Source organism: Streptomyces sp. NPDC101234 (assembly GCF_044767525.1).
GTDB lineage: Bacteria > Actinomycetota > Actinomycetes > Streptomycetales > Streptomycetaceae > Streptomyces > Streptomyces sasae.
In genome coordinates, this window is sequence record NZ_JBIWOA010000010.1 from 267,623 (window position 1) to 291,581 (window position 23,959).

Below are 23,959 nucleotides of genomic sequence, written 5' to 3' on the forward strand. Positions count from 1 at the left end.
GTCGTGTCCGGATCCGAGGAGAACGGAAGAGCTGACATGAGCGAGAGCACCACGCGCGAGGAACGTTTCGCCCACGGCCTGGAGGTCCTGCGGAAGGTCGACGGCGAGGTCGGGCAGCGGGTCATCGACTCGCTGGCCGACATCAACCCCGAGCTGGGCCACCAGGTCGTCGCCTGGGGCTTCGGCGAGATCTACTCCCGGCCCGGACTCGCGCCCCGGGACCGGCAGTTGGTGACCCTGGGCATGCTCACCGCGCTGGGCGGCTGCGAGCCGCAGCTGGAGGTGCACGTCAACGCGGCCCTCAACGTGGGTCTGACCCCCGAGGAGATCGTCGAGGCGCTGCTGCACTCCGCCGGGTACTGCGGTTTCCCCAAGGCGCTCAACGCCACCCTGGTCGCCAAGAAGGTGTTCGCCGAGCGTGGGCTGCTGCCGGTCGGACAGCAGCCCACGCAGGACACTACTTCTGCCTGATCCGCAGGAAGGTGACCGAGTTCGCCGGGAAGGTGTAGGTGAACCTGTCGGCGACCCCGGTGAGGGTGGACGTGACCGGGGCGACCGCGGTGGCCGTCTCGGTGTTCACCGCGTCCTGCGCCGCCGCGAGCGTGGTCACCCGCGCCTTCTTCGCCACCTTGGCGTCGCCGAGGTCGATGGCCGTACGGGCCGCCGTGGACTGGGCGTTGACGACCTTGACGATCAGGTCACCGGTCTTCCCGTCCTTGGTGACGACCTGCCGGAAGGGCTCGGCCGGCTTGTTGTCGGCGAAGCTGCCCCACTCCTGCCCGTCGAGGTAGAGGGTGACCTGCCGGCCCCGCACCTTGATGTCGACGTCGTAGGCGCGGCCGGTCTCGACCGACCCGGCCTTGGCGATCAGCGTCGACTTGCCGCCGTCGACGGCCTGCTCGACCGCGGTCTGGGTGTTGTTCCAGCCGCCGATGTTCCACCAGTAGTAGTTGCCGGTGTCCTTGACGCCGAAGGCGACGAGGAAGCCCTCCTTGCCGGACTTCTTGGTGGCCTTCACATGCAGGTCGTAGTCGTGCCAGTTGGTGTCGCCGGCCTGGACCATGGTGTTCTCGGCGGTGTCGGAGGTCTCGACGTACTGGCCGTCCTGGACGGCCCAGCTGCCGCCGCCGGTGTGCGTCCACTGCGAGGCGTCGCCGGAGAAGTCGTCGCTCAGCAGCGTGTTCCCGTCGGCGTCGGTCACCTTGACGTCGTCGTAGGCGGCGCTGGTGTTCCAGGTCGACAGGCCGACGGCACCGGAGATCGGGCCGCTGACGTTCGGCGTGGTGGTGGCCGTGCTCGGGACCACCCGGTCGCCGACGTTGTTCATGAACAGCTTCTGGACCTCGTAGTTCGCGGAGCCCCAGGAGGCGTGGTTGTTGAACCAGACCAGGTCCGGGCGCCACTGGACGTAGTCCTCGTTGGCGAACAGCGGGGCGTAGGAGGCGAGTTTCACGACGTCCGCGTTGCGTTCGAGGCCGGTCATGTAGGCCGCCTCGGCGAGGCCGTTCTTGAAGGTGTTGCCGCCGGAGGCGTACTCGCCGACGAAGACCTTCGGCCCGCTCCTGTCGTAGGAGTCGTAGCGGTCGTTGTTCTGCAGGAACCACTGCGGGCTGTTGTAGTAGTGCTCGTCGACCATGTCGACCTTGGCGTCCTTGTTGAGCTGCCAGGCCGTGTCGAAGGTCGAACCGGAGTCGTCCGGACCGGAGTTGGAGATCACCTGCATATACGGGTACTTCGCCTGGATGGCGGCCCGGAACTGTGTGAAACGGGCGAAGAACTCGGTGGGCAGGTTCTCCTCGTTGCCGACCTCGATATGGGTGAGGTGGAAGGGCTTGGGGTGGCCCATCTCGGCGCGCACCTTGCCCCAGGTCGAGGTCGCCGGCCCGTTGGCGAACTCGATGAGGTCGAGGGTGTCCTGGATGTGCCGCTTGAGCAGTGCGTCGTCGTCGACGGCCTTGTTCTGGCCGCAGCCGGTGACGAGGGCCGGGACGACGGGCAGCGGCATCGCGCCGATGTCCTCGGCGAAGCGGAAGTACTCGTAGTAGCCGAGGCCGTAACTCTGGTTGTAACCCCAGAAGTTGGCGTTGGTGGCGCGGGTCTCGACCGGGCCGACGGTGTCCTTCCACTGGTACGACCGCTTGCGCTGGTAGCCGGAGGCCTCGCTGTAGTCCTGCATGGAGCCGGTGTTGACCAGGCAGCCGCCGGGGAAGCGGACGAAGCCCGGGTGCAGGGCGGCGATCTTCTCCGCGAGGTCCTTGCGCAGGCCGTTGGGCTCGTGCTTGTAGGTGTCGCGCGGGAAGAGGGAGACCATGTCGAGCGCGGCCACGTCCGAACTGGCAACGGTGAGGCGGCCGGTGGAGCTGGTGCGGGTGGCGGTGAAGGTCGCCCGGTACTTGGCCCAGCCGTTCTTCTTCACGGCCACCTGGCGGGCGGTGGCCAGGGTGCCGCCGGAGTCGGAGAGGCCGACGGTGAGGGTCGTACCGGCATCGGCGCGGGCCCAGACCGAGAAGTCGTACCTCTTGCCGTCCTCGACCCGGATGCCGGTGTTGTAGCCGGAGTTGGTCACGGCCGAACCGGCGGACAGGGAGAGGTAGTTGCGGTTGCGGTCGTCGAGGCGGCCGGAGTCGTCCACGACCTGGGCGGTGCCGGTGACCGTCCACGCGGTGAGCGAGGTGTACGACTTGTTGTCGTCGGTCGTGTACTCGAAGGACCGGTTCTGGACCAGTTCCGCGTACAGGCCGCCGTCGGCGGCGCGGTTGATGTCCTCGAAGAAGACGCCGTACATCGTCTTGTCGATCTTGGCGCCCCGGGTCGCGGGGGCGACGGTGATCGAGTAGTCGGTGGTGTCCTCGGCGTGGGCAGGGGCCGGGACCAGGCCGGCGGCGAGCAGGAAAGCGCTTGCTCCAAGGCCGAGTCTCAGCCGGGTGCGGGTGGTGCGTGACATGGATACTCCGCGGCTCGTGAAGGATTTGCTCAGGAGTTACTTATTCGAAATATCGGACAGCGGTCAGCACTTCGAACGGCAAGATATGTACGGGGCATGAGCGCGTCAATGGGGCGGGCGTAGGGTCGGGGCATGCAGACGCTGCTGCCGTACCTGATCGTGTTCGCCGGTTTCGGTGCCGTCCTGGCATGTCTGACCCGGCTGGCGCGGTACATCCGGCGGCGGGGCGCCGCGGGCGGCGGGCTCGGTGGGGTGATGGCCGCGTACGAGGAGGCGTTCCGGGCGACGAGTCATGCCTCGCACCACGAGATCAGGCAGCAGGCCGAGCGCAAGGCGCCGACCGGGACTCCCCGGCCGAAGCAGCCGACCGGCTCCCCGCGCACGGAGGAGGAGTGACCGTGGACGACTTCTGGCCCGTGCCTGATGTACTGGCCCATCTCACCGGGCGGTGGCACGTCGAGCGGACCGTGCGTGATCTGGCCGGCGGGGACGAGGGGCGTTTCGAGGGCGCCACGGTGTTCCGGCCGCTGGCGGAGGGCGGACTGCTGCACGAGGAGTCCGGGACGTTCACCTGGCAGGGCGTGGCCCGGCCCGCCGAGCGCACCCTGCGTTTCCTGCCCGGCGCGCGTCCGGGGACGGCGGACGTGCGGTTCGCCGACGGTCGCCCCTTCCACGACCTGGACCTCACGTCGGGGCGGTATGTCGCCGACCACCCCTGCGCGGCCGACCTCTATCGGGGCGAGTTCACGGTCCGGGACACCGACCACTGGCGGACGGTCTGGCGGGTGGGCGGCCCGGCAAAGGACCTGGTACTCACGACCGACTACGAGCGCGGGGCGCCCTGAAGGGGCGCCGGGGGTACCCCCGGCCGAAGGCTGGGGGAGGAACTGCGCGACCAGCCACGACGGCGCTGCGGACGAGGCACGACATGCCCCGGCGCACCCAGCGGAGCGCCTACGCGCGCGACGCCTGGGCCGACGCCGCGTCGAAGCGGAGGTTCCAGCGGCCGGCGATGCCCGTCACCGTGGTCGTCGACAGCGGGCGGACGTCGATGTTCCAGTAGGTCGAGGGCGGTGCCTTGAGGGCGTAGACGAGAGCGGCGCGGATCACCGAGGGCTCGGCCACGGCGACGATCCGGCCGCCGTCGCCCACCGGCCGGGTGTCGAGCCAGCCGCCGACTCTGGAGATGAACGCCAGCAGCGACTCGCCGCCGTGCGGGATGGCTCGCGGGTCGGACAGCCAGGCGTCCACCTGGTCCGGTTCCCTGGCCATCGCCTCGCCGAGGGTCAGCCCGCGCCAGCGGCCCATGTCGCAGTCGCGCAGCGCGACCTGGACCAGCGGGGCGTACCCCAGGCCCTCGCCGGTCGAACGGCTGCGTGGCGTCGGCGAGCAGTAGCGCAGCTCGGCCGCCGCGAGGGGCAGCAGCTCACCCGCGACATGCTGCACCTCCTGCCAGCCCGCCTGGTCCAGCGGGCGGGTGTCCTCGAAGCGCTCCGCGAGCAGCGGTGAGCTGCGCGCGGCTGCGACGAACGTGACCCGAAGTGACATGCGGCGATGGTGTGACGCTCATGTGCGCAGGTCAAGGGCTATGGGGTGATGAGTCGTCCAAGGTGGAGGAAATGTTACTCAAAGGTCAGGAGGTGTCCGACAAGTCGGCCGGAATGTCACTCGGGCGACGTGTAGTAGAGCGCCATCCACATGTCCGGGTGTTCGAGCGGGGCAAATCCGACCTTCTCGTAGACCCCGTGAGCGTCACTGGTGGCCAGCAGCACGCGCCGCACCCCGGTCGGCCGCAGGTGCTCGCGGATCGCCCCGACCATCGCCGTGCCGACGCCCTTGCCGCGCACCGACGGGTCGACGTACACGTCGGCGAGCCAGGCGAACAGCGCATGGTCGGTCACCACACGCGCGTACGACACCTGCTCCCCGGTGACGGTGTCGTACACCCCGAAGTTCAGGGAAGCCGCCATCGCCCTGCGCTGCTGCTCCAGTGGCCGGCCGGTCGCCCAGTAGGCGTCGGTCGACAGCCAGCCGTGGACGCGCTCGACGTCCACGCGGTCGGTGTCGGCGGAGAACTCGTATCCCTCGGGGAGGTCGGGTGCATCGCTCATGCGGGGATCCTCGCCGGTCGGGGGCACCGGCGTCGATGGGATTTCACGGTCCTGGCCTCAGCACCTCGTCGCAGGCCGCCCGCAGCCGTCGTACCCCCTCGGTGATCTCCCCCGCCCCGGCGACCGCCGCGAAGCTCAGGCGGACGTGGGCGGCCGGGGGTTCGGCGCTGAAGTACGGGCGGCCCGGGGTGATGGCGACGCCCGCGCGGAGGGCGGCGGCGGTCAGGGTCGCGTCGTCGGTGCCTTCGGGGAGACGCACCCAGAGGTGGTAGCCGCCGGAGGGGATGTGCGGGAGGGCGAGTTCGGGGAGCCGGTGGGCGAGGGCGCCGGTCAGGGCGTCGCGGCGGGTCTTCAACTCCGCCGACAGGTTGCGCAGATGGCGGGGCCAGGCCGGGGAGCCGACGAGTTCGAGGGCTGCCTCCTGGAGGGGGCGGGGGACGAAGAAGGTGTCGACGATCTGGATGGCGCGCAGGCGTTCGAGGACCGGGCCCCGGGCCGCCAGGGCGCTCACCCGGAAGCTGGGCGAGGTGGCCTTCGTCAGTGAGACGACGTGGACGACGACTCCGTCGGGGTCGTCGGCGGCCAGCGGTCGGGGCAGCGGTCCGGCGTCGGCGTGTACCAGCCGTCGTACGTAGTCGTCCTCGATGACGAAGGCACCCGCCTCGCGGGCGATGCGGAGCACTTCGGGGCGGCGGCCGGGGGCGAGGACGGCGCCGGTCGGGTTCTGGAAGAGGGGCTGGCAGACGAACACGCGGGCGCCGGTGGCCCGGAAGGCGTCGGCGAGCAGCTCCGGTTTCACCCCGTCGGGGTCGACGGGGACCGGGACGGGGCGGAGGCCGGCGGCGCGGGCGATGGCGAGCATGCCGGGGTAGGTCGGGGACTCGACGAGGATCGGGGCGCCGGGCGGGGCGAGTGCGCGCAGGGCGGTGGCCAGGGCGGACTGGCCGCCGTTCGCGATCAGCACCTCGGCCGCGGTGACGGCGCCGCCGATCTCGCGGGCGAACCATTCGCGCAGCTCCGGCAGCCCTTCGAGGGGCGGCCGCCCCCAGGCGCCGGGACGGCGGCCGGCCCGCGCCAGCGCGGCCGCCATCGCCCGCTCCGGCTCCAGGGAGGCATGCAGATAGCCGCCGCTGAGCTCCAGGACACCCGGCGGTGGGACGGCCAGGCACACCGTGACCCCGGACGCGTCGACCGTGCGCGGCACCACGTCGAGGGCGCCGTCGGCGCTGAGCGCCACCTCCTGCCAGGAGGTGTCCCCGGCGGGCTCGGCCGTGGTGCGCGGCCGGGCCTTGAAGGCACCGGCGCCGGGCCGGGTGACGACCAGGCCCTCGGCGACCAGCTGGGCCAGCGCCCGGGAGACGGTCACCGGACTCACCCGGAACCGCTCGACGAGCGCCCGGCTCGACGGGAGCTTTCCCCCGGGTGAGTAGCGGTCGAGGTCTCGCCTCAGCTGTTCCGCCAGTTCAAGGACGCTGCTACGCTCTTGCATGAGAGCACAGAGTAGCGCTACCGGTCCGAGTTCGATAGCGGTCAGCACCTCCCCGGCGGATCCCGGCGGCACCGCTCCCGCCTCCCAGCGGCTCGGCACGCTGCAGGCCGCCCTCGGTGTCGTCGCCTTCTCCCTCACCTTCCCTGCCACCGCCTGGGGCCTGCAGGGCTTCGGCCCCTGGTCGCTGGTGGCCGTGCGCAGTGTGCTCGCGGCGGCCATGGCGGGCACCTGCCTCCTGATGCTTCGGGTACGGCTGCCCGAGCGCCGGCACTGGGCGGGGCTGGCCGTCGTTGCGGCCGGGGTCGTGCTGGGCTTCCCGATGCTGACCACGCTCGCCCTGCAGACCTCCACCACCTCGCACGCGGCCGTGGTCGTGGGCCTCCTCCCCCTCACCACCGCCCTCTTCTCCGCCCTGCGCATGGGCATCAGGCCCTCCCGTACCTTCTGGGCGGCGGCCCTGGCGGGCGCGGCGGCCGTGCTGGCGTTCACGGTCGCGCAGAGCGGCGGGGCGCTCACGGCGGCCGACGGCTACCTGTTCGCGGCGCTCGTGGTGTGCGCGGCCGGCTACACCGAGGGCGGCCGACTGGCCCGGATCATGCCGGGCTGGCAGGTCATCGGCTGGGCGCTGGTGTTCTGTCTGCCGCTGACCGTGCCGGCCGCGGTGGTCGCACTGTCGTACGAGCCGGTCGTCTGGAACGCGCACGGCGTGCTCGGTGTGCTGTGGGTCGCGGTCGGCTCCCAGTTCCTCGGTCTGGTGGTCTGGTACCGGGGCATGGCGGCCGTCGGCATTCCGAAGGCCAGCCAGTTGCAGTTGGCCCAGCCGCTGCTCACACTGGTGTGGTCGGTGCTGCTGCTGGGCGAGCACCTCTCCGCGGCCGCTCCACTCACGGCCGCCGCAGTGCTCGTGTGCATCGCCGTCACCCAACGATCGCGATCGTGAGGAGGCCCTGGAGATGCGTGCATCCGAGGGCGACCAGCTTGTCCAGCACGGCAGGGTGGTCGGTCAGCACGACCATGTCTCGACCATCGTCAAGGTGCTGGGACCGGAGGGCACCCCGCCCTACCGGGTCCGCTTCGAGGACGGCCACGAGGCCATCATGTCCCCCGGCCCCGACTGCCAGGTCAAGCACCGGGAGACCCATCCGCAACGTTAGGCCGCGGTGACCAGGTCGCCGGCCGCGCGCAGGTCAGCCCGGCGGAAGCGCCGGCTGCTGGTAGTGGTCGGCGACCACCCGCGAGAGCGCCCCGATCGGATCGGCGGCCACCTCCTTGGCCGCGAAGTACACATGCCCGCCGACCTGCGGATACCGGTCGGTCAGGGTCAGATGCCGGGAGAGTTCGGCCGGGTCCTGCCAGGCCGAGGGCGCGTCGGCGGCCCCCGCCTGGTAGAGGGCCTCGCCGATGTAGAGCCGGGTCCCGGTGTCCTTGGCCACGCCCGCCCACCAGTCGACGACCTTGGCGTAGTCGGCGGCCGTGTTGCCGATCTGCCAGTACGCCTGCGGGACGATGTAGTCGATCCAGTTCTTCTGCACCCATGTCCGGGTGTCCGCGTACAGGTCGTCGTACGTCTCGACGCCCGCCTTGGTGTCGGAGCCCCGGGAGTCGGTGGCGGCGTTGCGCCACACCGCGAACGGGCTGATCCCGAACCGGGTCCCGGGCCGCAGCTCCTTGATCCCGGCCGCGGTCTCGGTCACCAGCCTGTCGATGTTGTCCCGCCGCCAGGCCGCCCGCGACGAGAAGTCGCCGCCGTGGGTGTCGTAGGCGTCGTCGTCGTCGAAGGTCTGGCCGGCCACCGGGTACGGATAGAAGTAGTCGTCGAAGTGGACGGCGTCCACGGGGTACTTGGCGACCGCGTCCAGGATCGCCTGCTCCACGAAGGCGCGGACCGCCGGGATGCCCGGGTTGTAGTAGAGCTTGCCGCCGTACGGCACCACCCAGTCCGGGTGTGTGCGGGCGGGGTGGGTGGGGACCAGCTTGCCGGGGTCGGTGTTGTTGGCGATCCGGTACGGGTTGAACCAGGCGTGCAGTTGCAGGCCCCTGGCATGGGCCTCCTCGACGGCCACGCCCAGCGGGTCCCAGCCGGGGTCCCCGCCCTGGGTGCCCGTGAGGTACTCGGACCAGGGCTCGAACGGCGAGGGCCAGAACGCGTCGGCGGTGGGCCGTACCTGGAACATCACGGCGTTCAGCCGGTGGTCGACCGCCTTGTCGAGGAGCGCGGTCAGCTCCTTGCGCTGGTCCGAAGCGGTGAGACCGGTACGGGAGGGCCAGTCGCGGTTGGAGACGGTCGCCAGCCACATGCCCCGCATCTCCGTGGCCGCCCGGCGGGGCAGTCCCCGTACGGCCGCCGCGCCCGGTGTGACCAGCGTCAGCGTCGACAGCGCGGCCAACGCGAATGCCCTGCGAGACACTCCTGCCATCGTGAGACCCTCTTACGCTCGGGGGATCCGGTAGGGAGATCCGCACCCTGGCGGATCTTCGTCCGCGGGCAGGATGCCCCACCCGGACGATCGATCATCGATACTTACGGGTAACGTGCACGAACGGAGCAGGCACCGGATCCGGAGGTCCTGCCGGCCGCCCGTAGATCAGCGAAGGGGACGATGTGACCGACATCGAGAAGGTCGGAGTCGTGGGCTGCGGCCAGATGGGAGCGGGCATCGCCGAGGTGTGCGCCCGCGCCGGACTGGACGTGAAGGTCGCCGAGACCACCGGCGAGGCCCTGGAGATCGGCCGTACCCGGCTGTTCAACTCCCTGGGCAAGGCCGCCGAGCGCGGCAAGATCAGCGAGGAGGAGCGGGACGCCACGCTGGCGCGGCTGAGCTTCACCACGGATCTCGGCGAGTTCGCCGACCGCGACCTGGTGATCGAGGCCGTCGTGGAGAACGAGCAGGTGAAGACGGAGATCTTCCAGGTGCTCGACCAGGTGATGGCCCGCCCGGACGCCATCCTGGCCTCCAACACCTCCTCGATCCCGCTGGTGAAGCTGGCCGTCGCGACCTCCCGCCCCGACCACGTGATCGGCATCCACTTCTTCAATCCGGCCCCGGTGCAGCAGCTGGTCGAGCTGATCCCGGCGCTCACCACCTCCGAGGGCACCCTCAGCCGCGCCCAGCTGTTCGCCGAGAAGGTGCTCGGCAAGCACGCGATCCGCGCCCAGGACCGCTCCGGCTTCGTGGTCAACGCGCTGCTGGTGCCGTATCTGCTCTCCGCCATCCGGATGTTCGAGTCCGGTATCGCGGGCCGCGAGGACATCGACAACGGCATGGAGATGGGCTGCGCCCACCCGATGGGCCCGCTGCGGCTGTCCGACCTGATCGGCCTGGACACCATCGTGTCGATCGCGAACAGCATGTACGCCGAGTACAAGGAGCCGCTGTACGCCGCTCCCCCGCTGCTCCAGCGCATGGTCGAGGCGGGCCGGCTGGGCCGGAAGACCGGTTCGGGCTTCTACACGTACTAGGGAGTTCGGCGACGCCGCCAAGTGGCGCTGCTCCAGGGTGAATTCACCCGGACCAGCACCCATGGCGGCGCTGCCGTGGAGGGCTCTCGCGACGCCCGCGAGGTCCTCGTCCGCGCCTCCTCGCCCAGCCCATGTGGACTGCACGGGGACACGGCTTGGTGAGCGGCATCGGCCGACACAAAAACCGGCCCTGACCTGGGGCTTTGTGTCTTTCCAAGCTGTCAGGGCCTTCCCGCTCACTCAGCGGAAAGTCCCTGGAAAGTCCCTGGTTCGGCGCGACCCAGTGATGCTGCGGGATGCTGTTGTGCCTGATCAGACGGCGCGTTCTGTGCTTTGCGCCGGCGCCTGGTGCCGCACCATCGAAAGCTGTCAGGGCACGCAGGTGAGAGCGGTAACGGCGCATACTGACAACGTGTATGCCGCCGAGTACAAGGAGCCGCTGTACGCCGCTCCCCCGCTGCTCCAGCGCATGGTCGAGGCGGGCCGGCTGGGCCGGAAGACCGGCTCGGGCTTCTACACGTACCAGCGGCGGGTCCGGCGACACCGCCGCACCGCGATGTTCCGCCGCCTGGCAGAGACCGAGGAGCCCGTCCGATGGACCGGGCCCCTCGGCGTGTGTACGTGAGCGCGTGTGTACGTGAGCGGTCGGGATCAGCCGGTCCGGTCCGTCATCCGGTCCGTCATCAGATCCGTCATCCGATCCGTCAGGAGTCCGCCCGCTGGCGGGCCGCCAGGGCGTGCGCCGCCTCGCGGGTCGCCGGGTAGAGGTCCAGGTAGAGCCGGTAGAGCTCGTCGTAGACCGCACCGGCCCCGGGGTCCGGTTCCACCACGGCCACGGTCGGGTTCCAGTCGTCGATGTCGTCGGGGCCGGCCAGCCCCGCGCCCAGCGCGGCGAAGAACGTGTCGCCGTACGCCGCGCCGATGGTGTGGCGCGGCAGCTCCTGCGGCCTGCCGGTGACGTCGGAGACGATCCGGGTCCACAGGGTGCGGGCGCCGCCGCCCACGGCGACCAGCCGGCGGAGGTCGCCGCCCGCCTCGGCCATGGTGGCGAGGTTGTGCCGTACCCCGAAGGCGGTGCCCTCCAGCGCGGCCCGGTACAGGTGGCCGCGCTGGTGGCGCAGCGTCAGACCGTGCAGCAGGCCGCGGGCGTCCGGGTCGAACAGCGGGGTACGCTCCCCGGCGAAGTACGGCAGCATCAGCAGGCCCTGCGCGCCGGGCGGCACCTCGGCCGCCTCGGCCGTCAGGGTCTCGTACGGGGCCCCGGTGAGGTCGCGCAGCCAGCCGGTGACCGCTCCCGAGGTGGCCATCCCGGCGGCCAGGCAGTACGTGCCGGGGAAGGCGCCCGCGGTGCCCCACAGCCGCGGGCTGCTCACCACGTCGGCCGTGACGTTCACCAGGAACATGGTGGTGCCGTACATCAGCATGACGTCGCCGGGGCTGCGCACCCCGACCGCGGTGGCCTCGGCCCAGGCGTCGACCGTGCCGGCGACCACCGGGACGCCTTCCGGCAGTCCGGTCCGGGCGGCGGCCCCCGCGGTGACGGTGCCGACCACCTCGGCGGGCTGGACCAGCCGCGGCCACTGAAGTCCGGGGGCGATCTCCTCGCAACGGTCCTCGATCCACGCCTGCTCGCGCAGGTCGTACAGCGGGGTGCACTGGCTGGCCGAGTGATGGTCCAGGACATAGGCGCCGGTGAGGCGGTGGGCGAGGTAGGAGCTCGCCATGAACCAGCGCCGGGTGCGGGCGTAGACGTCCGGCTCGTGGCGGCGCAGCCAGGCGAGTTTGGGGCCGATCGCCTGGCTGGTCAGCGGTGACCCGCAGCGGGACAGCACCTCCTCGGCGCCGTAGCGGGCGGTCTGCTCAGCGATCTCCTGCCCGGCCCGGGTGTCGACGCCGTACAGGATCGCCTGCCGCAGCGGGGTGCCGGAGGCGTCCGTGGGCAGCAGGCAGGGGCCGATCCCGCTGACCCCGACCGCGGCCGGCCGCTCGCCGTGCGGCGCGCGGGCCAGCAGCTCGCCGGCCAGCTCCCGGAAGTCCTGCCACCAGACGGCCTCCGCGTCGTGCTCCACCCAGCCGGGCCGCGGGCTGGAGGTGCGGTGTTCGCGCACGGCCTGGGCGACGAGCTCGCCGTCGGGGCGGGTGAGCACGCCCTTGGAGCCGGAGGTGCCGATGTCGATGCCGAGCAGCAGGGTCATGAGGATCCTCGGGTCGGAAGGGTGCGGGGGGGCGGCCGGCACTCGCCGTCCGGCGGCTGCGCCGTACTTGGTTACAGGGAGCGATGCCCCACGGGCCCGGCACCATCATCGGTGCCGGGCCCGGGTTTTTCACACACCGTGTGCGCGCCGGGCACGCATATGCCCTTCGCACACTCTCCCCACGCGTTCACCAGGCGAGTTCACTCATCATGCGCATGCAATGGGATGCGGAACGACATCTTCGACTACGCAAAGGAGCGGACCCGTGGCCACCGAACCAGAGCATCCCGTGGTCCAAGGAGAACTCGCAGAGTTACGTCGTCGCCTCGATGTGGCCTACGCCCAGGTCGAGGGAGGACTGAACCTGCTCAGCCATCGCACCAAGGAGACGGCCAAGGAACTGGACGACCTGAACACCCGACTTGCCTCGCTGGAGCACGCTCGCTGGCCCCTGCCCTCGATCGCCGCGCTCACCGCACTGGGCGCCCTGGTCGTCACCGTCTGGCAGGCGCTGGCCCACTAATCATCAGTGAGCCGCATGTGATGCAACAGGAGTAACGCGGCCGCCATGTTGGCGGCCGGGACCTCCCCACGGGCGATCATGTCCGGGACGAGCTTGAGGGGTACCCACTCCCGGCGGTCCGACTCGAAGTCGTCCACGGGGTGTCCGAGGTACTCGCCCTCGTCGGACCAGTAGATGTGGTGCCGGGCGTCGGTGAGGCCGTTGGACGGCTCCACGGTCATGAGATGGTGCAGGGTCCCCGGCCGCCAGCCGGTCTCCTCCTCCAGTTCCCTGGCGGCCGCGTACGCGATGTCCTCGCCGTCCTCGACGACCCCCGCGGCCAGTTCCCACCCCCAGCTGTCGGTGATGAAACGGTGGCGCCACAGGAGGAGGACCTCATTGGCCTCGTTGACCACCGTCGCCACGGCCACAGGCCGCAGCCGGATCAGGAAGTGGTCGAGATGCCGGCCGTCCGGCAGCTCGACATCTGCGAGATTGACGCTGAACCAGCGGTTTTCATACACAGTTTGTTCGTTCTGTTTCGTCCACTGCACGGTTCTGCCACCTTCCGCCGAGTAAGTGGCAATATCGCAGCAGGGACTCCTCAGGCCTACCGGGCCTCTACAGCGGTACGCGCAGTGCGCCGTCAATGAGTTCGGCGGCTTCGGCGGTTCCGGCACCACCGCTGCGCACCAGGTGCTCGCGTACCGCGCGGAGTCTGTCGCGCAGACGCTGGGACTCCATTCCGCGGGCCTGTTCGGCCATCTGCACGGCCGTGGCCACCGCGTTGTCCGCGTTTCCCTGGCGCAGTTCGATGGTGCTGAGCATGGCGAGCCGGTGCACCCGCCCCCGGTCGTGGGCCGGGTTGTCGACGGCGGCCGCGGCATGCTCCCGGGCGGCGGCGATCTCACCGAGGCTGAGCAGCGCCTCGGCCACCTGCACGTTGACCAGGCCGGGTTGGACATAGCCGGTCTCGTCGGGTTCGTGGCCGCGCCGGATGCGTTCGGCGGCCGTCTCGGCCCGCCGGATGCAGGACAGCGCGCTCGTGCCGTCACCGAGGTGGGCGTACGCCTTGGCCTGCATCGCGTAGAGGTCGGAGGCTAGGGCGGGGGTGATGTGCTTGCCCGCGGCGCGCAGCGCGGCCTCCGCGAAGGCGACGGCCTGGCGGTACTCCCTCATGAACAGCGCCTGGTTGACGAGCAGCGCGATGACGTAGGCGCCGAGTCCCCGGTCGCCGCTCGCCTTTGCCAGCCGCAGTGCCTGGTGGAAGTAGCGCTGGGCGAGGCCGTGGGCGTCGGAGTCGTAGGCGCAGATACCCGCGATCGCCACCAACCCGCCGGTCGCGCGGTGCAGTTGACGCCCCGTGGCATCCGTGTAGCTGCCGCGCAGCAGCGGGGCCGCCTCGGCGTTCAGGAAGCCGACGATCCTGGTGCGGGTCGCCATGCCGCCGGCCTTGCGGTACATCTGCTCGTAGTGGGCGCGGGCGGAGCGCAGCATCTCCAGGTCGGCATGGGTGACCCGGTGCCGCCCGCCGCGCGAGACGTCCACGTCCTCCGGGGGGTTCTCCCACTCCCACACCGGCATCACCGCGGGCGTGCCGGTGACGGCCGGGGCGCCGAGTATGTGCGGACGCTGCTGTTCGTCGGACCGCCACAGGGCGGTGGCCCGTTCGACGAATCCGGAGAGCGAGGTCGTGTGCGGGACGCTGGGCTCGCCGGGGACGCCGAGGCCGATGTCGTCGAGGGTCACGGGGCGGTGCAGCCGGCCGGCCAGCACCTCGCAGATCAGGTCCGGCACCTGGCCTCTCGGCCGCTGCCCCTTCAACCACCGTGCGACGGCGGTGTGTTCGTAACGGAGCGCGAGCCCACGGGCCCGGCCCGCCTGGTTGACGTGGGCGGCGAGACCGGCGTGCGAGATCCCCGCCTCGTCCAGGATCGCGTCGAGCAGTGAGTTGGGCTGCATGGATGCCCCCCGAGTGGCCTGGTGCCGTCAGCGTAGTGCGTCCGTATTCACACGGGGTGTGAACGGAGTGCGCGAATCCGTAGCGTGCGCGCACTGTTGCGGAGAGTGTCGTACCGGTTGACTGAACTGCCTCGCAAGAGGCCGGCCGGGCCGCCGGCTCCCCCTCGTACAGTGCGGTGGCCTGGCCGTCGGCTTGGCCGACGGTTCGGGGCTAGCGGTGCGTTGTCGGCTACGGATGGGTGGGGGCTGGTCGCGCAGTTTCCCGCGCCCCCGAGAAAGGGCGTTGGTGCTGGCCTTCGTTGCGAAGTACCAGGAGCGCGATGTCGTCGGTGGGGCGTCCGTTCGTGTGGTGGAGCAGACCGGTGAAGATAGTTCTCAGGATGCTCTGGGGAGAGACCTGTTGGTCTCGTACAGCTTTCTCCAGCGCTTCCTGCAGGGAGAAGAAGCGCCCCCTCGCGTCTCTCGCGTCCTCCGCACCGTCCGTGAACAGCACCAGGGAGTCTTCGGGGTCCAGGCGGCCGCAGTCGATGGCGACCAGGTCCGTCGGCAGCGGGAACGGGCCGAGGGGCGGTAGCGGATCGGCTCGTGACAGGGGCTCCACGCTCGCACCGCTCAGCACATACGGCCATGGATGACCGCAGTTGATCGCCCGTAGTTCGCCGTCTCCCGCGATCTCCAGCAGCAGTAGCGTGACGAACTCTTCGGCCACCGGGTCGTCGGGGTCCTGGCCACCTCGTGACGGGTGCTCGGCCCTGGCCCGTTCGCGCAGATGCCTGGCGAGGGCGCGGTCCAACCGGCCCAGGACACGGCCCAGTTCGGGTTCGTCATGGGCGGCCTCGCGGAAGCTGCCGAGGACGGCGGCGGCGGTGCCGACGGCGGACAGGCCGTGCCCGCGGACGTCGCCCATCACGACCCGTACGCCGTGTTCGGTGGCGACGGCCTCGTAGAGATCGCCGCCGATGCTGGCGCCCCGGTCGGCGGAGAGCTGGGCGGCGGCGATGTTCAGCCCTGCGAGGCGGGGCGGCAGCGGGCGCAGCAGCACGCTCTGCGCGGCGCCGGCGACCTTGCGGACCTGCCGCAGCTCCCGGAGCAGGGCCCGGCGGACGTGGAGTATGAGCCCGGTGCCGACCGCGAAGAACACGGCGCTGGTGACGATCCGCGCACCGAGCCCGTTCTGCTCGGCCAGCGGGCATCCGAATTTGTAGCCGACCGCGACGACACCCCACGCCGTGGGCAACGCCAGGGCGAGGCCACGGCGCCTGGGCCGTGGGTTCGTCCGGGGCCGCCCGCTGCGGGGAACCCCAGCCTTGATGCGGATCATGCCGATGGCCCCCATATAGGCCCTGACAGACAGACGGACCGACCCCGAAAGGCCGGTCCGATTCTGTCGACGGCATCCCCCGAAACGCCCATGTCCGGGTTGGATCTCACCCAAATGAGTGACGATCACCGAGCCACCCGCATTTATGCAGGTGGCAAGCGCCCCGAAGGGGCGCGGGAACTGCGCGACCAGCCACGGACAACCCGCAGCCGGCCGACAGCAGTCCCCGCTACGGCGACTAGCCCCGCAGCACCGCTCCCGTACGCTCCCCCGCCAGGGCGACCGCCGCGTCCCGCGCAGCCGACGCCTCGTCCACGGTCAGCGTGCGATCGGACGCACGGAAGCGCAGCGCGTACGCCAGCGACTTCTTCCCGCCGCCGAGCTGCTCGTCGTTGACATACACGTCGAACAGCCGGATGGCCTCCAGGAGTTCACCCGCGCCCTCGCGCAGCGCCGCCTCGACCTCCACCGCCGGCACCGGCTTGTCGACCACGAGGGCGACATCCTGCGTGGCCACCGGGAACGTGGAGATGCCGGGCGCCTGCGGCACACCGTCGCCGGCCCGCTCCACCGCGTCCAGGTCCAGCTCCATCGCGCAGGTGCGCGCGGGAAGGCTCAGCGCCTTGACGACGCGCGGGTGCAGCTCACCGGCGTGGCCCACGACCCGCTCGGTGCCGTCGGCGACGACGACCAGCTCGGCGCACCGGCCGGGGTGCCACGGCCCGTACTGGCCGGACCGCACGATCAGCTCGACCCCGGCCTCACGTGCGACCGCACGCCCCGCCTCGACGGCGTCGGCCCAGTCGGCCGGACGGTCCTTGCCCCACCAGCCGGCCTGCTCGCGGGCGCCCGCGAGGACGACGGCGACATGGCGCGGCTGCTCGGGCAGCACGGCGTTCAGCGCGACGAGTTCCTCGTCGGTGGGGCGGCGGTCGACCGGCAGATGACCGGCGACGCCCTGCTCCTCGCGCGGGAGGAAGACCAGGCCGGTCTCGAACAGCGCCAGGTCGTGCGCACCGCGACCGTCGTTGCGCCGGAGCGCACCGAGGAGGCCCGGCAGCAGCGTCGTACGGAGCGCGGGCTCCTCGTCGTTGAGCGGGTTCGTCAGCTTGACGACACGGCGGGCCGGGTCGTCGGCGGCCAGGCCCAGCTGGTCGAAGACGCCCTCGCCGATGAACGGGTAGTTCGGCGCCTCGACGTACCCTGCTCCGGCCAGCACGCGGCCCGCCCGGCGGTGCAGGCGCTGCCGATGCGTCAGGCCACGGCCGGCCGGCGGCTTGGGCAGCGTGGAGGGCAGGTTCTCGTAACCCTCCAGGCGGATGACCTCTTCGGCCAGGTCGTTCTGTTCGAGGAGGTCGGGCCGCCAGGACGGGACTGTGACGATCAGCTCGTCCTGCCCGTAGACGTCGCAGCCGACCTCCTGGAGGCGGCGGACGACGGTCTCCCGGCCGTACTCGACACCCGCGACCTTGTCGGGGTGGTCGGCCGCGACGGTGATGGTGTGCGGCGCGGACGGCGTGATGACCTCGGTGACGCCGGCCTCGGCGGTGCCGCCGGCGAGCAGCACCAGCAGGTCGACGGTGCGCTGCGCGGCAGCGGCCGCGGCCTGCGGGTCGACCCCGCGCTCGAAGCGGCGGGAGGCCTCGGAGGACAGCTTGTGACGGCGGGCGGTGCGCGCGATGGCGACGGCGTCGAAGTGGGCCGCCTCGATCACCACGTCGGTCGTGGCGTTCGCCACGTCCTCGTGGTCGGCGATCTCGGTGTTGGCGCCGCCCATGACGCCCGCGAGGCCGATGGGGCCGCGGTCGTCGGTGATGACCAGGTCCTCGGCGTGCAGCTTCCGCTCGACGCCGTCGAGGGTGACGATCTTCTCGCCCTCGGCCGCGCGGCGGACGCCGATGGTGCCCTGGACCAGGTTGCGGTCGTAGGCGTGCAGCGGCTGGCCGAGCTCCATCATCACGTAGTTGGTGACGTCGACCGCGAGGGAGATCGGGCGCATGCCGACCTTCTGGAGGCGGCGCTGCAGCCAGATCGGGGAGCGGGCCTCCGGGCTCAGACCGATGACGGTGCGCGCGGTGAAGCGGTCGCAGCCCATCGGGTCCAGGACCTGGACCGGGTAGCCGAAGGCGTTCGGTCCCGGCACGTCGAGGAGTGCCGGGTCGCTCAGCGGCAGGCCGTAGGCGATGGCGGTCTCGCGGGCCACGCCGCGGATGGACAGGCAGTCGCCGCGGTTGGCGGTGACGGCGATGTCCAGGACCTCGTCGACCAGCTCAAGCAGCTCGATGGCGTCCTTGCCGACCTCGGTCTCCGGCGGCAGCACGATGATGCCGTGGCTGCCGTCGTCGCCCATGCCCAGCTCGCCGGTGGAGCAGATCATGCCGTGGGAGGTCTTGCCGTACGTCTTGCGGGCGCTGATCGAGAACCCGCCCGGGAGCACGGCCCCCGGCAGCACGACGACGACCTTGTCGCCGACGGCGAAGTTCCGGGCGCCGCAGACGATCTCCTGGGGCTCACCCGTGCCGTTCGCGGTACCGACGTCGACGGTGCAGAAGCGGATCGGCTTCTTGAAGCCCTCCAGCTCCTCGATGGTCAGCACCCGGCCGACGACCAGGGGGCCCTTGAGGCCGTCGCCGAGCTGCTCGACGGTCTCGACCTCAAGACCGGCCGAAATGAGCTTGGCCTGCACATCGCGGCCGGTCTCGGTGGCCGGCAGGTCGACGTACTCCCGCAGCCAGGAAAGCGGGACCCGCATCAGATCTCCATCCCGAACGGCCGGGTGAACCGGACGTCACCCTCGACCATGTCTCGCATGTCCTCGACGTTGTGGCGGAACATCAGCATCCGCTCGATACCGAACCCGAACGCGAAGCCGCTGTACTTCTCCGGGTCCACACCGCAGGCGATGAGCACCCGCGGGTTGACCATGCCGCAGCCGCCGAGCTCGATCCAGCCCTCGGAGGAGCAGGTACGGCAGGGCCGGTCGGGGTTGCCGACGGACTCGCCCTTGCAGACGTAGCACAGCATGTCCATCTCGGCGCTGGGCTCGGTGAAGGGGAAGAAGTTCGGCCGCAGCCGGGTCTTCATGCCCTCGCCGAAGAGCGACTGGACCATGTGGTCCAGGGTGCCCTTGAGATCGGACATGGTCAGGCCCTCGTCGACGGCGATCAGCTCGACCTGGTGGAAGACCGGGGTGTGGGTGGCGTCCAGCTCGTCGGTGCGGTACACGCGGCCGGGGCAGATCGTGTAGACCGGCAGCTCGCGGTCGAGCAGGGAGCGGACCTGGACCGGCGAGGTGTGGGTGCGCAGCACCATGCCGGACTCGGTACCGCCCTCGGGACCCTGCACGAAGAAGGTGTCGGCCTCACCGCGCGCCGGGTGGTCCGGGCCGATGTTGAGGGCGTCGAAGTTGAACCACTCGGCCTCGACCTGGGGGCCCTCGGCGACCTCGTAGCCCATGGCCACGAAGATGTCCTCGATGCGCTCCGAGAGCGTGGTCAGCGGGTGCCGGGCGCCGGCCGGGATGCGGTCGTACGGCAGTGTGACGTCCACCGCCTCCTCGACCAGCACCCGGGCGTCGCGCTCGGCCTCCAGCTCCTCCTGGCGGCCGGCGAGGGCCTTGTTCACCGCGCCCCGGGCCTGGCCGACCAGCTTGCCTGCGGCGGCCTTGGCGTGCGGGGGCAGGGCGCCGATCTCGCGGTTGGCGAGGGCCAGCGGGGAGGCACCGCCGGTGTGGGCGACCTTGGCCTCCTGGAGCGCGTCGAGGGAGTCCGCGGCGGCGAAGGCGGCGAGCGCCTCGTCCCGCATGCGCTCGATCTCTTCCGGTTTCAAGGCCTCGACCTCTACAGGGTCGTACGACTTATTCGGTGCCGACATCTCTTCCCGTGCTTCCGATTGGCTGGCGGATGGTCCCCGTGACCGTTGTGGTGGGCCGTGTGAAGGACACAAAAGTGCCAAAGGCCGAGTCTAACGGGGTGGAGGTGTACGAGGAGCCCGCGGGCCGTCAGGCGAGATACGCCGGTGCGCCCACGGGCAACGTAAATCGGAACTCGGCGCCGCCGCTGGGGGCGCGTCCGACGGTGATGGTGCCGCCGTGGGCCTCGACGATGCCCTTGACGATGTAGAGCCCGAGGCCGGTGCCGCCGCGCTTGCTGCCCCGCCAGAAGCGGGTGAAGACGCGGTTCATGGACTCCTCCGGGATGCCGGGCCCTTCGTCGCTCACCGTGACCGACGTAGCTGCGCTCTCAGGGCCTTCCCCTTCGCGCGGGGACGCCGTGGCCGTGATGTCGATGGTGACGGTTCCCTCGCCGTGCCGCACGGCATTTTCGATGAGGTTGCTGAGGACCTGGTCGACCTTGTCGGGGTCGGCCCAGAGCGCGGGCAGCGGCTGCTCGACGCGGAGCAGGAAGCGGTCGGCGGGCTGCCCGGCGGCGACGTAGGCCTGGATGTGCCGTCCGACGGCCGCGCCTATGTCGACAGGTTGCCGGCGCACTTCCAGCCGCCCGCTGTCGATCCGGGAGATGTCCAGCAGCTCGGCGATGAGCCGGGTGACCCGGTCGGCGTCCGCGTCCACCGTCTCCAGCATCAGCCGTTTCTGGTCGTCGGTGAACCGTTCCCATTTGGCGAGCAGGGTGGCGGTGAACCCCTTGACGGAGGTCAGCGGCGAGCGCAGCTCATGGGCGACGGTGGCGATCAGCTCGGCGTGACTGCGTTCGGTACGGCGGCGGGCTTCGGTGTCCCGCAGTGAGACGACGACGCGCCGGACGGGCCCGGTGGGCTCGGCGCGCACGTACCGCGCGGACACCAGCACCTCCCGGCCGCCGGGCAGCAGCAGGTTGCGCTCGGGCTGGCCGACCCGGATGGCGAGGCCGCCGTAGGGGTCGGTGAGCTGCCACCAGCGCCGGCCCTCCAGGTCCTCTATGGGGAGGGCCTTCTCCAGGCGCTGTCCGAGGGCGTCGGCGGGGGCGGTGGCGGTGATACGGGCGGCGGCGGCGTTGAAGCAGACGACGAGACCGTGCTCGTCGGCGATCACCAGGCCGTCGGGCAGTTCGTCGGGGTCGATGCCGAGCCCGGTGAGGTCACCGTGCCGGGGCGCGGGCACACGGCCGGTACCGCGGCCCCCCGGCGCGTTGCTGGTGCCGACAGTCATACCCCGTACTCCACCTCTCAGACGGCGCAGCAGGCCCCCGAGCTGGTCACCCTACTAGCTCTCGGTGACGGAACGGCAGCCTCCGGAGGCGCGCTGTGCACGGGCCGATGCGTAGAGACATACGGCGGCGGCGGTGGCGAGGTTCAGGCTCTCGGCCTTCCCGTGGATCGGGACGCGCACCACGGCGTCCGCCAGCGCGCGGGTCTCGGCCGGGAGCCCCCAGGCCTCGTTCCCGAACACCCAGGCGGTGGGCCCGCCCATGGTCCCCTTGTCCAGCTCGTCGTCGAGGTCGTCGGTCCCGGCCCCGTCCGCGGCGAGGATCCGCACGCCGGCGTCCTTCAGCCCGGCCACGGCCTGCTCGACGGGAACACCGACGGCGACGGGCAGGTGGAAGTGGGACCCGACGGAGGCGCGCACGGCCTTGGGGTTGTACAGGTCCACGGACGCGTCGGTGAGTACGACGGCCTCCGCACCGGCGGCGTCGGCGCACCGCAGCACGGTGCCGGCGTTGCCGGGGTCTCGGACGTTGGCGAGCACGGCGACGAGCTTGGGCCGGGCGGCCAGGATCTCCTCGAACGGTGTGTCCAGGAACCGGCAGACCCCGACGAGCCCCTGTGGTGTCACGGTGGTGGAGATGTCGGCGATGACGTCCTCGGAGGCGAGGTGGATCCGGGCGCCGACCGCTCTGGCCTCCCCCACGATGTCGGCGTACCGCTCCGCGGCCTCGACAGTGGCGAACAGCTCGACGAGCGTCGGCCCGTCGTCGGCCCGATGCCCGGCCGCCTCCCGCACGGCCTGCGGCCCCTCGGCGAGGAACAGCTGGTCCTTCCCCCGGAAGTTCCGCCTGGCAAGCCGCCGAGCAGCGACGACACGCGAGGAACGGGGGGAGATCAACTCGGGGGTCGCCATCGTGTTCTTCACCTTCGAGAAAGTCCTGTCTTTGTGGCACCGGCAGGATGTCGCGCCGCGAAAGGGGCGCTGGGGGTACCCCCCGGCCGAAGGTTGGGGGAGGAGCTGCGCGAGCAACCACGACGCACCCGCAGCCGCACGACGGCAGAGGGCCTCAACAACAGGACCCGCAAGCCCTAGAGCCTGCGGGTCCTCAAGTCACGTCGGCCGAAGCCAGCGCAGCGTCACGCCGCCTTGGGGGCGTTGACGTCCGCCGGCAGCGCCTTCTGGGCCACCTCGACGAGCGCGGCGAAGGCGCTGGCGTCGTTGACGGCGAGCTCCGCGAGGATCTTGCGGTCGACCTCGACGTTCGCGGCCTTCAGACCCTGGATGAAGCGGTTGTACGTGATGCCGTTGGCGCGGGCAGCGGCGTTGATGCGCTGGATCCACAGCTGACGGAAGTCGCCCTTGCGCTTCTTGCGGTCGTTGTAGTTGTAGACCAGCGAGTGGGTGACCTGCTCCTTGGCCTTGCGGTACAGGCGCGAACGCTGACCGCGGTAGCCGGAGGCCGCCTCGAGGATCGCCCGGCGCTTCTTGTGGGCGTTGACTGCCCGCTTGACGCGTGCCACTTGTTAACTCCTTGTAGCGGGGCCGCGGTTGGACTCACGCGGCCCGGAAACGACTGGGTCCCGGTTGGGTTGACTCAGGGCGCCGTGCGGCGCCCGCGTTGTCACTTGCCGAGAAGCTTCTTGATCTTCGCGGCGTCACCCGGGGCCATCTCGGCGTTGCCGGTCAGGCGACGCGTCACGCGGGACGACTTGTGCTCGAGCAGGTGGCGCTTGCCGGCGCGCTCACGGAGCACCTTGCCGGAGCCGGTGACCTTGAAGCGCTTGCTGGCACCGCTGTGCGTCTTGTTCTTCGGCATAGCGCCGTTATCTCCTCGTCGGTGGCGCTCCGGTGCCCGGTCGTGAAACCGGGCACGGCGGAACGTCGCTCTTGTATCGGTTACGTCCTGGGACTCTCGCCCCTGGGTACTGCCCGGAGGCGGGTTACCCCGGGATCACGCCTCGACATGCTCCTCGGCGGGCGCCTCGACCTCGACGTCGACGTCGGCGTCAGCCTCGATCTCGGCGGGGTTCTGCGAGCGACCGGGGTTGGCCTTCGCGTCCGCCTTGCGGGCTTCCTGCGCCTGCCGGGCCTCGGCCATCGCCTCGGTCTTCTTCTTGTGCGGACCGAGAACCATGATCATGTTCCGGCCGTCCTGCTTCGGGTTCGACTCCACGAAACCGAGGTCCTGGACGTCCTCCGCGAGACGCTGCAGCAGTCGGTAGCCCAGCTCGGGCCGGGACTGCTCGCGACCACGGAACATGATCGTGATCTTGACCTTGTCGCCCTGCTTGAGGAACCGAACGACGTGACCCTTCTTGGTGTCATAGTCGTGCGGGTCGATCTTCGGCCGGAGCTTCATTTCCTTGATGACCGTGTGCGCCTGGTTCTTGCGCGCCTCACGGGCCTTCATGGCCGACTCGTACTTGAACTTCCCGTAGTCCATGAGCTTGCAGACCGGCGGACGCGCGCTCGCCGCCACCTCGACCAGGTCAAGGTCGTACTCCTGCGCAAGCTCCAGCGCCTTGGCAAGCGGAACAATCCCGACCTGCTCGCCGCTGGGACCGACAAGTCGCACCTCGGGAACGCGAATCCGGTCGTTGATGCGGGGCTCGGTGCTGATGGATCCTCCTCGGTAGCACCACACGGCGGCCTGGCGGGCAACCGCGTAACGTCTGTTTCCGTAAGACCTAACCGCACCGAAGCAGAAAAAATGCCCCGGACGATCACAGGCGGGGCTCCTCGAACTACCGGAACACCGCCACGAGGATCGCGGGGCGCAGAATCGGACGGAACGCCGTCGCCGTAGCACGGCGAAGCGACCGTCTGACCGGT

General features: G+C 70.7%; 23 protein-coding genes and 1 pseudogene. 8 read left to right on the forward strand and 16 right to left on the reverse strand.

Features of this window, described 5'->3' with window-relative positions; genetic code table 11:
- Window positions 1-36 precede the first annotated feature (36 nt).
- A complete protein-coding gene (locus ACIRR9_RS20520) occupies window positions 37-471 on the forward strand; it encodes a carboxymuconolactone decarboxylase family protein (RefSeq protein ID WP_123978421.1) in 435 nt (144 codons plus the stop codon).
- Here ACIRR9_RS20520 and ACIRR9_RS20525 read toward each other — a convergent pair.
- Entirely contained in the window at window positions 458-2,944 is a 2,487-nt protein-coding gene (locus tag ACIRR9_RS20525; protein ID WP_403753598.1) for an alpha-L-arabinofuranosidase C-terminal domain-containing protein, read from the reverse strand. The genes ACIRR9_RS20520 and ACIRR9_RS20525 overlap by 14 nt on opposite strands.
- A 132-nt stretch (window positions 2,945-3,076) precedes the next feature.
- Between ACIRR9_RS20525 and ACIRR9_RS20530 the strand changes: the two genes are divergently transcribed.
- Both ACIRR9_RS20530 and ACIRR9_RS20535 read left to right on the forward strand, forming a co-directional pair.
- Complete coding sequence (locus ACIRR9_RS20530; protein WP_403753601.1) at window positions 3,077-3,340, forward strand: hypothetical protein; 264 nt, start codon at window positions 3,077-3,079, stop codon at window positions 3,338-3,340.
- A 2-nt stretch (window positions 3,341-3,342) separates the two neighbouring features.
- Complete coding sequence (locus ACIRR9_RS20535) at window positions 3,343-3,789, forward strand: DUF6314 family protein (RefSeq protein WP_403753604.1); 447 nt, start codon at window positions 3,343-3,345, stop codon at window positions 3,787-3,789.
- 109 nt (window positions 3,790-3,898) lie between these two features.
- Here the strand turns inward: ACIRR9_RS20535 and ACIRR9_RS20540 are convergent, their stop codons facing one another.
- From ACIRR9_RS20540 to ACIRR9_RS20550, 3 genes are all read right to left on the reverse strand, one after another.
- A complete protein-coding gene (locus ACIRR9_RS20540) occupies window positions 3,899-4,492 on the reverse strand; it encodes a histidine phosphatase family protein (RefSeq protein WP_403753607.1) in 594 nt (197 codons plus the stop codon).
- Between the two features lie 116 nt (window positions 4,493-4,608).
- The gene (locus tag ACIRR9_RS20545; protein WP_403257341.1) at window positions 4,609-5,055 is read right to left on the reverse strand and encodes a GNAT family N-acetyltransferase; all 447 of its coding nucleotides are present in this window, start codon (window positions 5,053-5,055) and stop codon (window positions 4,609-4,611) included.
- Window positions 5,056-5,098: 43 nt separating this feature from the next.
- Window positions 5,099-6,544 carry a PLP-dependent aminotransferase family protein gene (locus ACIRR9_RS20550; protein WP_403753610.1) on the reverse strand — a complete coding sequence of 482 codons (1,446 nt, stop codon included), beginning with the start codon at window positions 6,542-6,544 and terminating at the stop codon, window positions 5,099-5,101.
- On the opposite strand from ACIRR9_RS20550, the gene ACIRR9_RS20555 reads away from it, so the two are divergent.
- Both ACIRR9_RS20555 and ACIRR9_RS20560 read left to right on the forward strand, forming a co-directional pair.
- Window positions 6,543-7,484, forward strand: a complete 942-nt coding sequence (locus ACIRR9_RS20555; RefSeq protein ID WP_403753613.1) for a DMT family transporter — start codon at window positions 6,543-6,545, stop codon at window positions 7,482-7,484. The two genes, ACIRR9_RS20550 and ACIRR9_RS20555, sit on opposite strands and share 2 nt — an antisense overlap.
- A gap of 13 nt (window positions 7,485-7,497) precedes the next feature.
- Complete coding sequence (locus ACIRR9_RS20560; RefSeq protein ID WP_123978415.1) at window positions 7,498-7,698, forward strand: DUF1918 domain-containing protein; 201 nt, start codon at window positions 7,498-7,500, stop codon at window positions 7,696-7,698.
- A 33-nt stretch (window positions 7,699-7,731) separates the two neighbouring features.
- Here ACIRR9_RS20560 and ACIRR9_RS20565 read toward each other — a convergent pair whose 3' ends face one another.
- A complete protein-coding gene (locus ACIRR9_RS20565; protein WP_403753616.1) occupies window positions 7,732-8,961 on the reverse strand; it encodes a glycoside hydrolase family 10 protein in 1,230 nt (409 codons plus the stop codon).
- Between the two features lie 185 nt (window positions 8,962-9,146).
- On the opposite strand from ACIRR9_RS20565, the gene ACIRR9_RS20570 reads away from it, so the two are divergent.
- A complete protein-coding gene (locus ACIRR9_RS20570; protein WP_403753619.1) occupies window positions 9,147-10,004 on the forward strand; it encodes a 3-hydroxybutyryl-CoA dehydrogenase in 858 nt (285 codons plus the stop codon).
- 409 nt (window positions 10,005-10,413) lie between these two features.
- Window positions 10,414-10,527: pseudogene (locus ACIRR9_RS20575) on the forward strand (3-hydroxyacyl-CoA dehydrogenase family protein); the annotation flags it as partial.
- A gap of 181 nt (window positions 10,528-10,708) precedes the next feature.
- Here ACIRR9_RS20575 and ACIRR9_RS20580 read toward each other — a convergent pair.
- Window positions 10,709-12,199, reverse strand: coding sequence for an FGGY-family carbohydrate kinase (locus ACIRR9_RS20580; protein ID WP_403753622.1), 1,491 nt, complete (start codon window positions 12,197-12,199; stop codon window positions 10,709-10,711).
- A 265-nt stretch (window positions 12,200-12,464) separates the two neighbouring features.
- Here ACIRR9_RS20580 and ACIRR9_RS20585 point away from each other — a divergent pair, with 265 nt between their 5' ends.
- Entirely contained in the window at window positions 12,465-12,722 is a 258-nt protein-coding gene (locus ACIRR9_RS20585) for a hypothetical protein (protein WP_316774681.1), read from the forward strand.
- On the opposite strand, the gene ACIRR9_RS20590 is transcribed toward ACIRR9_RS20585, so the two are convergent.
- From ACIRR9_RS20590 to infC, 10 genes are all read right to left on the reverse strand, one after another.
- Window positions 12,719-13,255 carry an NUDIX hydrolase gene (locus ACIRR9_RS20590; RefSeq protein ID WP_365343947.1) on the reverse strand — a complete coding sequence of 179 codons (537 nt, stop codon included), beginning with the start codon at window positions 13,253-13,255 and terminating at the stop codon, window positions 12,719-12,721. The genes ACIRR9_RS20585 and ACIRR9_RS20590 overlap by 4 nt on opposite strands.
- Window positions 13,256-13,322: 67 nt before the next feature.
- Entirely contained in the window at window positions 13,323-14,663 is a 1,341-nt protein-coding gene (locus ACIRR9_RS20595) for a transcriptional regulator (RefSeq protein WP_403260822.1), read from the reverse strand.
- Window positions 14,664-14,892: 229 nt separating this feature from the next.
- Complete coding sequence (locus tag ACIRR9_RS20600; RefSeq protein WP_403753626.1) at window positions 14,893-15,984, reverse strand: PP2C family protein-serine/threonine phosphatase; 1,092 nt, start codon at window positions 15,982-15,984, stop codon at window positions 14,893-14,895.
- A 238-nt stretch (window positions 15,985-16,222) separates the two neighbouring features.
- Window positions 16,223-18,736 carry a phenylalanine--tRNA ligase subunit beta gene (gene pheT, locus ACIRR9_RS20605; protein WP_403753629.1) on the reverse strand — a complete coding sequence of 838 codons (2,514 nt, stop codon included), beginning with the start codon at window positions 18,734-18,736 and terminating at the stop codon, window positions 16,223-16,225.
- Window positions 18,736-19,857 (reverse strand): phenylalanine--tRNA ligase subunit alpha, encoded by a 1,122-nt coding sequence (gene pheS / locus ACIRR9_RS20610; protein ID WP_403753632.1) that lies wholly within the window; start codon window positions 19,855-19,857, stop codon window positions 18,736-18,738. The genes pheT and pheS overlap by 1 nt, the downstream gene beginning before the upstream one ends.
- 127 nt (window positions 19,858-19,984) lie before the next feature.
- Window positions 19,985-21,130: a sensor histidine kinase gene (locus ACIRR9_RS20615; protein WP_403753635.1), complete on the reverse strand. Its 1,146-nt coding sequence runs from the start codon at window positions 21,128-21,130 to the stop codon at window positions 19,985-19,987.
- Between the two features lie 54 nt (window positions 21,131-21,184).
- Entirely contained in the window at window positions 21,185-22,039 is an 855-nt protein-coding gene (locus ACIRR9_RS20620) for a TrmH family RNA methyltransferase (protein WP_403753726.1), read from the reverse strand.
- A 224-nt stretch (window positions 22,040-22,263) separates the two neighbouring features.
- Complete coding sequence (gene rplT / locus ACIRR9_RS20625) at window positions 22,264-22,647, reverse strand: 50S ribosomal protein L20 (protein ID WP_053658616.1); 384 nt, start codon at window positions 22,645-22,647, stop codon at window positions 22,264-22,266.
- 101 nt (window positions 22,648-22,748) lie between these two features.
- Complete coding sequence (rpmI, locus tag ACIRR9_RS20630) at window positions 22,749-22,943, reverse strand: 50S ribosomal protein L35 (protein WP_016576627.1); 195 nt, start codon at window positions 22,941-22,943, stop codon at window positions 22,749-22,751.
- 135 nt (window positions 22,944-23,078) lie between these two features.
- Window positions 23,079-23,771, reverse strand: a complete 693-nt coding sequence (infC, locus tag ACIRR9_RS20635) for a translation initiation factor IF-3 (protein WP_365343960.1) — start codon at window positions 23,769-23,771, stop codon at window positions 23,079-23,081.
- Window positions 23,772-23,959: the final 188 nt, after the last annotated feature.